Origin of the sequence: Rhizobium indigoferae, from assembly GCF_034554815.1 — a bacterium.
GTDB classification, from domain to species: domain Bacteria; phylum Pseudomonadota; class Alphaproteobacteria; order Rhizobiales; family Rhizobiaceae; genus Rhizobium; species Rhizobium leguminosarum.
In genome coordinates, this window is the sequence record NZ_CP140635.1 from 1,407,657 (window position 1) to 1,419,947 (window position 12,291).

The following is a 12,291-nucleotide window of genomic DNA, read 5'->3' on the forward strand; positions in this document are numbered from 1 at the left end:
CTCATGCTCTAACTATATAATTTAGAAGAGGATTCAGATTTTAGGCCGACCCGGCCTAAAATCATCCAATTCTAGAACAATTCCAGCAAAACTGCGCAGCGGTTTTGCGTGCCGAATTGCGTAAAAACAAAAAGATAGAGCATTTCCGTCACTCAGAGAAATCAGGAATTGCTCTAGAGTGCGTGGACAAGCTTTCCCGAGACGTAAGTCGCGACCGCCCGCCCGCTGAAACGCGCATCCTCGAACGGCGTATTCTTTGAGCGGGAGAGAAGCATGTCTTTGGCGACAAGCCAAGGCTCATCGAGATCGATCAGCGCGATATCGGCCGCAGCGCCCGGCTTCAACGTGCCGGCGGCGAGGCCGAAGATTTGCGCGGGGCGGGTGGACATGGCATCGATCAGGCGCATCAGGCTCACCTGGCCACCATGGTGAAGTCTGAGGGCTGCCGCCAGCATGGTTTCGAGGCCGATTGCGCCGTCCTCTGCCTCGCCGAAGGGCAGGCGCTTCGTATCGACATCCTGCGGGTCGTGCGAGGAGACGATGATATCGATCGCGCCGCTCGCAAGGGCGTCGGCCATCGCCACCCGGTCATCTTCCGGGCGCAGCGGCGGATAGAGCTTGAAGAAGGTGCGGTATTCGCCGATGTCGTTTTCGTTGAGCGCCAGATTGTTGATCGAGATGCCGCAGGTCACCTTGGCGCCACGACTGCGGGCGCGGTTGATCGCCTCGACCGATTCTGGCACCGAGATCATCGCGGCGTGATAACGGCCACGCGTCAGCTGCGCGATCCTGAGATCGCGTTCGAGCGGGATGAGCTCGGCTTCCCTTGGAATGCCGGAGAGCCCGAGCCAACTGGCGAAAAGCCCCTCATGCATGACGCCGTTGGCGCCGAGATATTTGTCGCGCGTTTCGCAGGAGATGACGGCGCCGAATTCGCGCGCATAGGTCATGATCCGGCGCAGCACCTGCGTGTCGTGGACGCTGGAATGTGCATCGGTAAAGGCGACGGCGCCTGCCTGCATCAAGAGGCCGATCTCCGTCATCTCTTCGCCGGCAAGGCCCTTGGTGATGGCGGCCGCCGGATAGACGTTGACGGCGGCCGTATCCCGCGCCGTCTTCTTGACGAATTCGACAAGCGCAATGTCGTCGATAACAGGATCGGTGTCCGGCATCATGATGATCGAGGTGATCCCGCCGGCCGCCGCCGCCCGGCTCGCCGAGGCGATCGTTTCGCGGTGCTCGCCGCCGGGTTCGCCGACATGGACGCGCGCGTCGACGAGCCCGGGCGTGGCGACAAGGCCCGTGCAGTCGCGGATGACGGCGCCTTCCGGTGCACCCTGGTTCTGCGCCTTGCCACCGGCGGCAATGATCACGCCGTTTTCGGCAATGATCGTCCCGACTTCGTCGAGATTGCGCGACGGATCGATGATGCGGACGTTCTTGAGGACGATCGGGTTGCTCATGCCATCATTCCATCGCTTCGGGGACCCTGGTTCTGCGAGACGAGCAGCGTCTCCATGACGGCCATGCGCACCGCGACCCCCATCTCCACCTGTTCGGCGATCACGCTTTGCGGCCCGTCCGCCACTTCCGAAGCGATTTCGACGCCGCGGTTCATCGGGCCGGGATGCATGACCAGCGCGTCGTCCTTCGCCGCTTTCAGCGTTTCGGCGTCGAGCCCGTAGAAGTGATAGTATTCGCGCACCGAAGGCACGAAGGCGCCGGACATGCGCTCGCGCTGCAGCCGCAGCATCATCACGACGTCGGCGTCCTTCAGCCCTTCCTTCATCGAATGGAAGACCTCGACGCCCATCTCGGCGATGCCGGCGGGCAGGAGGGTCGCAGGCGCGACGACACGCACGCGGGCGCCCATCGCGTTGAGCAGCAGGATATTGGAGCGCGCCACCCGCGAATGCAGCACGTCGCCGCAGATCGCCACGATGATGCGCGACAGCTTGCCCTTGGCGCGGCGGATCGTCAGCGCGTCGAGCAGCGCCTGGGTCGGATGTTCATGCTGCCCATCACCGGCATTGACGACCGAGCAGGAGACCTTCTGGGCGAGAAGGGCGGCCGCACCGGCGCTTGAATGGCGGATCACCAGCACATCTGGGCGCATCGCATTCAACGTCATCGCCGTGTCGATCAGCGTTTCGCCTTTCTTCACCGAGGAATTGCCGACCGACATGTTCATGACGTCGGCGCCGAGCCGTTTGCCGGCAAGCTCGAAGGAGGCCTGCGTGCGGGTCGATGCCTCGAAGAAGAGGTTGATCTGCGTCAGCCCGCGTAGCGTCGACGTTTTCTTTTCTCTCTGGCGGCTGATCTTGACGGCCTCATCGGCCTTGTCGAGAAGATAGGTGATATCCTGCTCGGTGAGGCCCTTGATGCCGATGAGGTGGCGGTGGGGGAAAAAGACCATGACCCTGCCTCTTGCTGTCTCTGGCGGGTCTATAAAGAGTGCTGCCCGCCGGGGCAAGCATGTGCTGTGGGCAAAGGCTTATGTCCCCATGCATTTTCGCCCGAATTCCGATAGAGCAGAATGAACCGAATCATAACTTCCGGTTTCCCTTTGCCAGGTTCTTACACTAGAAGCGAATTATGACCTCCGCCAACCGGACTGACGACAAACTCGCAGAACTCAACCAGCCGAGCCTGTGGTCCGGCATCAACGCCTATCGGTCCGATCCGCTGATCGTCGACCTGACGGCGGCCCTGCCACGCGGCATCCGCGAAGACCTGGAAAACATGGGCCGCTACGTCACCTCGCCGGAGGCGCAGGAGATGGCGCGCATGGCGAACCAGGGCGCGCCGCAGCTGCGCACCCACGGTCCGCGCGGTGAACGCGTCGACGTCGTCGAGTTTCACCCCGCCTGGCATGCGCTGATGCGCCGCTCCATGTCGGTTGGCCTGCATTCCTCCGTCTGGGACCCCCAGGCCGATACCGAGGCCAAGGACGAGGCCCATAAGGTTCGCGCTGCGCGCTTTTATCTGACGTCGCAGCTGGAATCCGGCCATCTCTGCCCGCTGACGATGACGAGCGCCTCCGTTGCGGCACTCTCGGCCTCGCCCGCGGTCCAGAAGGACTGGGCGCCCAAAATTCTCTCGCGCAAATATGATTCGTCGAACAAGCCCGCCATGCAGAAATCCGCCGTGACCATCGGCATGGGCATGACGGAAAAGCAGGGCGGCACGGATGTGCGCGCCAACAGGAGCGCTGCCGAAAAGGTCAGCGAGGGCATCTACCGGCTGTCCGGGCACAAGTGGTTCATGTCCGCGCCGATGAGCGATGCCTTCATCATGCTGGCGCAGACGAAGGAGGGCATGGGCTGCTTTCTCGTGCCGCGCCTTCTGGAGGATGGTTCCGCCAACGGGCTGCAGTTTCAGCGGCTGAAGGACAAGGTCGGCAACCGCTCCAATGCCTCTTCCGAGGTCGAGTTTACTGACACCTTCGGTTTCCTGCTCGGTGGTCCGGATGCCGGCATCCGCACGATCCTCGATATGGTGACGCTCACCCGGCTCGACTGCGCGCTGGCCTCGTCAGGCATCATGCGCGCCTCGCTCGCCGAAGCCGTCCACCACACCCGCGGCCGCAGCGTCTTCGGCAAGATGCTCGTCAACCAGCCGATCATGACGAGGGTGCTCGCCGACATGGCGCTCGACGTCGCCGCCGCGACGGCACTGTCCTTCCGTCTTGCCGACGCCTTCGACAAGGCGCGCGGCAATGCCGAGGAAGCGGCCTATGCCCGTGTCATGACGCCGGTCGCCAAATACTGGTGCTGCAAGATCGCGCCTGCGCTGATCTACGAGGCGATGGAGTGTATTGGCGGCAACGGCTACATCGAAGAACGCCCGATCGCCCGCCATTACCGCGAGGCTCCCGTCAACGCCATCTGGGAAGGCTCCGGCAACGTCATGGCGCTCGACGTGCTGCGCGTGCTTAACCGCGGCAAGGATCTGTTCGAAACGGTCTTCGCCGGCCTAGCCCGCGATCTCGGCCCTGCGGGCAAGAAGACGATCGACGTACTGCGCGCCGCAATCGCGCTCTGTGAACAGGATGAGGGCGCCGCCCGCCTGCTCGTCGAGCAGCTGGCGCTCGCCGCCGGTGCCGCCGAACTCTATCGGCTGGGCGCTGGGCGCATTGCCGATGCCTTCATCGAGACGCGTCTTGCCGGCGGCTGGCGCTCCACCTACGGCATGCTCGATTCCCGCTTCGACGCCAGCTACATCGTCGACCTGCTCTATCCGCCGGCGGCCTGATCGCAAGTGCGCTGAGGCGGTCCCGAGGCCGCGACGCTCGACCATCGGGCCCTGTCGACGACGATCACAGATCGTCCGGCCGGTCGCGACGTATCGCGCCGAGGTCGCTTTCCCAATCTTTCCCTGCGAGATCTGCGATCGCATTTTCCGGCGGTGCCTCTCAACGAGACTTCGCAAGGCCCAGTCGACGGTGGCCTTTTTTGTCGCCAATCCCCGTGGCGGTCATTGCCGCGTCGAGCAAGGCATCATCGATATTCGTCTGCATGATCGCGCTCCAAGTGCAATCATCATAAGAGATACACATCCACGTCACGGCGGTTCAAGCTCGGCGACGATGTCATCGCCATAAACGAAAATCCGGCCGCGTCGCCGCGGCCGGATTTCAGTGGTTACGTCCGAAAATCAGCGTTCAGAAGAAGCCACGGCGCTGCCACCAGCCGGCTTTCTTCGGCTTGCCGTCATCGCCTTCGCCATTCTCGACGCGGGTGGATTTCACCGTCGGCTCGGAGGAGGAGATGTTGGATTCGCGGTTGGCGCGAACCGGCTTTGCCTCTTCCTGAACGGATGTTTCGAGATCGGCGGAGGCTTCAACCAATTCCGGTTCGGCCTCGGCCACAGGTGCAGTCTCGGCAACCGGTTCCTCGACCGGCGCTGCGGCCGGTTTGCGGCGGCCGCGGCTGCGGGCGGGCTTCACATCTTCGGTTATGACGGTTGCGCTCTCGACGGCTGCCATCGCGGCCTGGCCTTCGTCGGCCGGCTCGCCAATCGCCTCGACCGCTACGGCTTCGCTCGGAGCGCCGTCGTTCGAAACGTCGTCGCCTTCGTCCTCGTCGCCACCATTGTCTTCACCGGCTTCGCCAGCCGTCAGTTCGGAGCCATCTTCGGCGCGATTGCGACGGCCGCCACGCTTGCCGCGACGGCGCCGCTTGCGGCGCTGCGATTCTTCGCTTTCAGCGCGTGTCTCGGGCGTAGCTTCGGTGGTTTCATCACCTTCGCTTCCCTCGTCGTCACCGTCCTCATCCTCGTCGCCGGCTTCGCCTGCTGCCGATGCAGGCTGCTCGGCATTGCCGTTGCGGCCACGGCGGCGCCTGCGGCGCTTGCGCTTGCGGTTGCCGTCAGCTTCGCCTTCCGAGCGTGCTGCGACGGGCCGTTCGGAAACGGCCGGCTTTTCCTCGAGTTCCTCGTCTTCGTCCTCATCCACTTCGATGACGATGTCGTCGTCGTCATCCTCAGGAATGGCTGCGAAGTTGAAGAGCGTTTCGATCTTGACCGGGTTTTCCACCGGCTCGCCGCGATCGATCGCGAAATGCTGTGCGCCGACCGAACCGTCCGCATCGATGACGATAGCGACGCCGAAACGGCTTTCGTAATCGATGATCGTTTGGCGCTTGTGGTTGAGCAGGTAGAGCGCGATGTCAGGCGTGGTGCGCACGGTGATGTTGTGCGTGGTGTTCTTGAGCAGATATTCCTCGATACCGCGCAGGACATGCAGCGCGACGGAGGACTGCGAGCGCACATGCCCGGTGCCGCCGCAATGCGAGCAGACCTGCGTGGTCGATTCGAGAACCGACGCGCGAATGCGCTGTCGCGACATTTCGAGCAGGCCGAAATGCGAGATCCGGCCGACCTGGATGCGGGCGCGGTCGTTCTTCAGGCATTCCTTCAGCTTCTTCTCGACAGCGCGGTTGTTGCGCTTCTCTTCCATGTCGATGAAGTCGATGACGATCAGGCCGGCAAGGTCGCGAAGGCGAAGCTGGCGGGCGACTTCGTCTGCAGCCTCGAGATTCGTCTGCAGCGCGGTGTCTTCGATCGAATGTTCGCGGGTCGAGCGGCCGGAGTTGACGTCGATCGAGACCAGCGCTTCGGTCTGGTTCATGATCAGGTAGCCGCCGGACTTCAGCGTCACCTGCGGCTGCAACATGCGATCGAGCTGAGCTTCGATGCCGGAGCGCGAGAAGATCGGGTGGATGTCGCGGTAAGGCTGAACCACCTTGGCATGGCTCGGCATCAGCATCTTCATGAAGTCTTTCGCTTCACGATAGCCTTCTTCACCGGAAACGATGACTTCGCTGATATCCTTATTGTAGAGGTCGCGGATCGAGCGCTTGATCAGCGAGCCTTCCTCATAGACGAGGCAGGGAGCGGTGGACGCCAGCGTCAGCGTGCGCACATTTTCCCACAGGCGCATCAGATATTCGAAGTCACGCTTGACCTCGACCTTGGTGCGGTTGGCACCGGCGGTGCGAAGGATGACGCCCATGCCCTGCGGCACCTCGAGCAGGCGCGCGATTTCCTTCAGGCGCTTGCGGTCGGCAGGATTGGTGATCTTCCGGGAAATGCCGCCGCCGCGCGCCGTGTTCGGCATCAGGACGGAATAGCGGCCGGCGAGCGAGAGATAGGTGGTAAGGGCTGCACCTTTGTTGCCGCGCTCTTCCTTGGCGACCTGCACGAGCAGGATCTGGCGGCGCTTGATGACTTCCTGGATGCGGTATTGCTTGCGCGGCTTGCGCTGCACGCGGTCCGGCACTTCTTCCATGGCGTCTTCGGCGCCGACGGATTCGATGACTTCCTCTTCGCCGTGATCGTCATCATCGTCGTCATCATCGTGGCGACGCTTGCTGGTATCGACGTCCTCGGAGATCGAGTCGGTTTCCACCATGGCGGCCATCGCGCCACCGGTCGAGCCGTCATCCTCGTTGTCGACGCTCGACGCGCCTTCGGCTTCAACGTCTGTGGGAGCAGCGTCTTCGGTCGCAGTCGTTTCGGCGGCCGGTTCTACGGCCTTCTTGCGGCTGCGACGCGGCCTTGCCTTCTTCGCTGGCGCTTCCTCGGCGGCCGCGGGAGATGGTGCGGCTTCTAACGCTGCCGTCTCGTCCGTTACGGCAGCCGTTTCCGGCGCCTCTGCCGGCACGATGCCGACATCCGGCTGATCCTGCTTGGAAAGATCGACCATCGGTGCGGTTTCGACATGCTCGACGTCCTCGTCGCGGCGATGCTCCTCGGCTTCGGCCCGAAGCAATGCCTGACGGTCGGCAAGCGGTATCTGATAATAGTCGGGATGGATTTCGGCGAAGGCCAGGAAGCCGTGCCGGTTGCCGCCGTAGTCGACGAAGGCGGCTTGCAGCGAGGGCTCGACCCTCGTTACCTTTGCAAGATAGATGTTGCCGCGGATCTGCTTCTTGTGCTGGGACTCGAAGTCAAATTCTTCTATGCGGTTCCCGCGAACGACAACGACGCGCGTCTCTTCCTCGTGAGACGCATCGATAAGCATTTTGTCTGCCATGTAAGCTGTGCTCCTCGGCGTGGCCGCGAGAGCGCATTCCCGACTGCTGTTGAGACAGAAAGAATGCGGTCCGCAGTGGCCGCGCCGGATAATGAAAGTCGCGCCTGATGCGAGGGGGAGGGCAGCAGCCAGACCGCAACCGGAACCATTTCGGTCCGGGGCCTGTACACTTCAGATAAAACCTGCTGCGAAACCATCAACAACCAAGCGTGATCGACAAATACGAAGACCCGTTCGGGTCCGATGAGTTTGCTCCCTGAGAGCGTGGTGGCTGATCCACCAATGAATTCCGACAATGAGCCGGAAAATCAGGATCCAGTTCTAGGGATTAAGCGCATGAGACGGCGGACGATGACCGGTGTGGCGCCAGGTCCTGATCTGGCTGGCAGCCTTTGCGGCGACTCTATCCCGTCAACACTTTACCCTGAAATTCGTTGTATGTTTTCTGTGTCACAATAGCAAGGGAAAAGCCAAATGTGCCATAATATTGATGGATTTCGCAACGCATAGAAACTGGGGATAAAGTGATCGCGATTCGGCAGGCCGCAGCGGGTGTTTCGTCACAGGGACGCTGGCCGCAGCTGCGTCGGGTCCATCGCAATACAAATAGGGTGTGGCGGTTTATTGTTTAAGAGGGCTCGGATCGCGGCGAAATCCGCAGCGCGGCGATCGACATTCGCAAGGCGGGTTCTGGCGGCGCTTTTGGCCGCTAGTCTCCTGCCGGTCGCTGCCAGCTCCGTCGAGGCCGGGGATCCGCTGCTTGCCTATGGCGCGCGCATCGTCGGCGACGATGCAAGGACGCGCATCGTCATCGATTTCGATCGCGAGCCGCGTTTCTCGGTCCACTATATCGCCAATCCGGAACGCATCGTTGTCGACCTTCCGGCGACTGCCTTCGGTTTTCCGGCGAAGGATCTTGCCGCCCGCGGCCTATTCAAGGATATTCGCTACGGCAAGATGGACGAGGAGAGCGCCCGTATCGTGCTGACGACGGCAGGGCCGGTCAAGCTGGCGCTTGCCAAAGTGCAGGCCGACGAGGCTGGCAAGGGTCATCGCCTCGTGCTCGATGCCGAGATGATCGACAAGCGGGCCTTTGCCGAACTGGTGAAGACGCAATCCTGGAGCGATCGAGGTGATGCGGCTCAGACGACCAGCGCCATTCCGGCACCGGAAAAAGCTGCTCCCGGCGATTTCGTCATCGCCGTCGATGCAGGCCATGGCGGCATCGATACCGGCGCGATCGGCGTCGACACCAAGACCGAGGAAAAGCAGGTGACGCTTGCCTTCGCCAAGGCTTTGACCGACCGGCTGAACAAGGAGCCGGGCATCAAGGCTTTCCTGACGCGTGAGGATGACGAGTTCCTTTCGCTTTCGCAGCGTGTGCTGATCGCCCGCCAGAATCATGCCGGCCTTTTCATTTCGCTGCATGCCGACACGCTGAAGCAGAAGGATATCCGCGGCGCCACCGTCTACACGATCTCCGACAAGGCATCCGACAAGCTCGCCGCCGACCTTGCCGAACGAGAAAACCTTTCCGACCAGATCGCCGGCAAGGAGACGGTTGCCGAGCCGCCCGAGGTCGCCGACATCCTGCTCGATCTGACGCGGCGCGAGACGCAGGCCTTCTCGATCTCACTGGCCGAGAGCGTTCTGAATTCTTTCAAGGATCAGGTCGGCACCATCAACAATCCGCATCGTCATGCCGGCTTCCGTGTGCTGCAGGCCCCTGACGTGCCCTCGATCCTTCTCGAGATCGGGTTCCTCTCGAATGCCGAGGACGAGAAACTGCTGCTCGACGAGGCCTGGCGTGGCAAGATTGCCGGTCTCTTGACCGACGCGGTCAAGCGATACCGCGCCGCCGTCATGGCGAATGGCGGCTGACGGTCACCGCTTAAAAATCTGTAGCGGTTGCGGCACGGCGGCCCGCATAAAAACAAAGATTCATAAAAACAAAGATTTAAGTGCGCGGCATGAATCAAATTCTGAGGAAGATACCTCAGATTGGCGGCGGGGGCAGGCGTTGCTTGGATGTGACAGTTCTAATGAAACGCGGCGGCAGTGGTGAATGCGGCGCAGACAGCCCTATTTTGCTCACATTCGCGCCGTTACTCCGGCTTATGTTTCGTAAGCCTTGAGCGCGGAATCGGCTTGTGGCGGTAACGCTCATGGAGTAAGCCGCGCAACGTGCAAATTGCCTTGATCTGTACAATCGTTGCGGCTGCGCCGATTGAAGATCGAAAAGACCGGTAGCTGAAATATGGTTAGACTTTTTGGATATTTCTTCGGAATGGCCTGCGTCCTGTTTCTGGTCGCGGCGGCGGGTATTGCCATCTATCTCGCCAATGTCGCGAAGGATCTCCCCGACTATGCCGTTCTGAACAGCTATGCGCCGCCGGTGACGACCCGCGTCCATGCCGGCAACGGCGCTTTGATGGCCGAATACGCCAAGGAAAAGCGTCTCTTCCTGCCGATCCAGGCCATTCCGGACCGCGTGAAGGCCGCTTTCCTGTCGGCCGAAGACAAGAATTTCTACAATCACCCGGGCGTCGATCTCACCGGCCTCGGCCGCGCCATCCTCGTCAACCTGCAGAATTTCGGTTCCGGCCGCCGCCCGGTCGGTGCCTCCACAATCACCCAGCAGGTGGCCAAGAATTTCCTTCTGAGCTCGGACCAGACCATCGACCGCAAGATCAAGGAAGCGATCCTTTCCTTCCGTATCGAGCAGGCCTACAGCAAGGACAAGATCCTCGAACTCTACCTGAACGAGATCTTCTTCGGTCTGAATTCCTATGGCATTGCCGGCGCAGCACTCACCTATTTCAACAAATCCGTCACCGAACTGACCGTCGCCGAAGCCGCCTATCTGGCATCGCTGCCGAAGGGGCCTGCCAATTATCATCCGTTCCGTCATCCCGAGGCGGCACTCGAGCGCCGCAACTGGGTGATCGATCGCATGGTCGAGAACGGTTATGTCAGCCAGAGCGACGGCGAAGAGGCCAAGAAGCAGCCGCTCGGCGTCACCGCCCGCACCACTGGCCCATCGCTCTTTGCTTCGGATTATTTCGCCGAAGCCGTGCGCCGCCAGCTGATCGACCAGTACGGCGAAAAGGTCCTTTATGAGGGCGGACTTTCGGTGCGCACGTCGCTCGATCCGCAGATGCAGCTGGCTGCCCGCAAGGCGCTGCAGGACGGTCTGGTCACCTATGATGAGCGCCGCGGTTTCCACGGCCCGATCAAGCAGATCGATGCAAGCGGTGATTGGGGCAAGGCGCTAGCCGATATTCCCACCCTGTCCGACGTTCCGGAATGGCGGCTTGCCGTCGTGCTCGCCGTGTCCGACTCGACCGTCGACATCGGCCTGCAGCCGGCCAAGGATGGAAGTGGCAAGGTTGCGGCCGACCGTCAACGCGGCACCATCGACGCCAAGAATATGCAATGGGCCTTCCGTTCGGCCGACGGCGCCCGCAAGACCACGAAGTCGCCGGTCGGCGCCGTAGCGCCTGGTGACGTCGTTTATGTCGCAAAGCTCGGCGACGACGCGTCGACTTCCTACCGCCTGCAGCAGCCGCCGAAGGTCCAGGGTGGACTGGTCGCGATGGACCCAAAGACCGGCCGCGTGCTCGCCATGGTCGGCGGTTTCTCCTACGCCCAGTCCGAATTCAACCGCGCCACCCAGGCGATGCGCCAGCCAGGCTCCTCGTTCAAGCCCTTCGTCTACGCCGCGGCAATGGACAACGGTTATACGCCGGCCTCCGTCATCATGGATGCGCCGATCGAAATCGTCTCGGGCGGCCAGGTCTGGAGGCCGGAAAACTACGGCGGCGAATCCGGCGGCCCGTCGACGCTGCGTTCGGGCATCGAGCATTCGCGCAATCTGATGACGGTGCGCCTCGCCAACGATCTCGGCATGAACATCGTCGCCGAATATGCCGAGCGCTTCGGCATCTACGATCACATGCTGCCAGTTCTTTCCATGTCGCTCGGCGCCGGCGACACGACTGTGCTGCGCATGGTCTCGGCCTATTCGGTCATCGCCAATGGCGGCAAGCAGATCAAGCCGACATTGATCGACCGCATCCAGGACCGCTACGGCAAGACGATCTTCAAACATGAGGAGCGTGTGTGCGAGGGCTGCAATGCCGGCGACTGGCAGAACCAGGAAGAGCCGAATGTGGTCGACAATCGGGAAACCGTTCTCGACCCGATGACCGCCTACCAGATCACCTCGATGATGCAGGGCGTCATCCAGCGCGGCACCGCTGCCGGCAAGATTGATCTCGGCGGTCGCGACGTCGCCGGAAAGACCGGCACCACCAACGACGAGAAGGATGCCTGGTTCGTCGGCTTCACGCCGGATCTGGTTGCAGGCCTCTATATGGGCTTCGATACGCCGGCCCCGCTCGGCCGCGGCGGCACCGGTGGCGTCTTGTCCGCCCCGATCTTCAACGAATTCATGCAGGCTGCCGTCAAGGACACGCCGGAATCGAAGTTCGTCATTCCATCAGGCATGAACCTGATTTCGATCGACCGCAAAACCGGCATGGCGGCTGGCGACGGCGATCCGAACACCATCGTCGAGGCCTTCAAGCCCGGCACCGGCCCGGCCGACAGCTTCTCCGTGATCGGCATGGACAGCACCATGGCGCCGGAAGAGATCCTGAAGACCTCGCCGCAGGCGAACCAGGCCGTCCAGACCGGCACGCCCGGCCTATTCTGACCGAGGCCTAAATTTTGCACGCCCGCCGCGGCCCTTT

Annotated in this window: 6 protein-coding genes; 3 read left to right on the plus strand and 3 right to left on the minus strand. The window is 62.0% G+C overall.

Features of this window, described 5'->3' with window-relative positions; translation table 11 throughout:
• Positions 1 to 173: 173 nt before the first annotated feature.
• Together U5G49_RS07185 and U5G49_RS07190 are read right to left on the minus strand one after the other, a co-directional pair.
• A complete protein-coding gene (locus tag U5G49_RS07185) occupies positions 174 to 1,463 on the minus strand; it encodes a dihydroorotase (RefSeq protein WP_193444412.1) in 1,290 nt (429 codons plus the stop codon).
• Positions 1,460 to 2,416 (minus strand): aspartate carbamoyltransferase catalytic subunit, encoded by a 957-nt coding sequence (locus tag U5G49_RS07190; protein WP_129418771.1) that lies wholly within the window; start codon positions 2,414 to 2,416, stop codon positions 1,460 to 1,462. The genes U5G49_RS07185 and U5G49_RS07190 overlap by 4 nt, the downstream gene beginning before the upstream one ends.
• 179 nt (positions 2,417 to 2,595) lie before the next feature.
• Here U5G49_RS07190 and U5G49_RS07195 point away from each other — a divergent pair, with 179 nt between their 5' ends.
• Positions 2,596 to 4,254 (plus strand): acyl-CoA dehydrogenase family protein, encoded by a 1,659-nt coding sequence (locus U5G49_RS07195; protein ID WP_028733677.1) that lies wholly within the window; start codon positions 2,596 to 2,598, stop codon positions 4,252 to 4,254.
• 409 nt (positions 4,255 to 4,663) lie between these two features.
• On the opposite strand, the gene U5G49_RS07200 is transcribed toward U5G49_RS07195, so the two are convergent.
• A complete protein-coding gene (locus tag U5G49_RS07200) occupies positions 4,664 to 7,537 on the minus strand; it encodes an Rne/Rng family ribonuclease (RefSeq protein WP_193444413.1) in 2,874 nt (957 codons plus the stop codon).
• Positions 7,538 to 8,161: 624 nt separating this feature from the next.
• On the opposite strand from U5G49_RS07200, the gene U5G49_RS07205 reads away from it, so the two are divergent.
• Positions 8,162 to 9,418: an N-acetylmuramoyl-L-alanine amidase gene (locus U5G49_RS07205; protein ID WP_193444414.1), complete on the plus strand. Its 1,257-nt coding sequence runs from the start codon at positions 8,162 to 8,164 to the stop codon at positions 9,416 to 9,418.
• 376 nt (positions 9,419 to 9,794) lie between these two features.
• Positions 9,795 to 12,254 (plus strand): penicillin-binding protein 1A, encoded by a 2,460-nt coding sequence (locus U5G49_RS07210; protein ID WP_018241626.1) that lies wholly within the window; start codon positions 9,795 to 9,797, stop codon positions 12,252 to 12,254.
• The last annotated feature ends 37 nt before the right edge of the window (positions 12,255 to 12,291 follow it).

Coding starts and splice junctions, on each gene's coding strand:
- U5G49_RS07195 (WP_028733677.1), top strand. CDS start 2,596: ATGACCTCCGCCAACCGGACTGACGACAAACTCGCAGAACTCAACCAG.
- U5G49_RS07200 (WP_193444413.1), bottom strand. CDS start 7,537: ATGGCAGACAAAATGCTTATCGATGCGTCTCACGAGGAAGAGACGCGC.
- U5G49_RS07190 (WP_129418771.1), bottom strand. CDS start 2,416: ATGGTCTTTTTCCCCCACCGCCACCTCATCGGCATCAAGGGCCTCACC.
- U5G49_RS07210 (WP_018241626.1), top strand. CDS start 9,795: ATGGTTAGACTTTTTGGATATTTCTTCGGAATGGCCTGCGTCCTGTTT.
- U5G49_RS07185 (WP_193444412.1), bottom strand. CDS start 1,463: ATGAGCAACCCGATCGTCCTCAAGAACGTCCGCATCATCGATCCGTCG.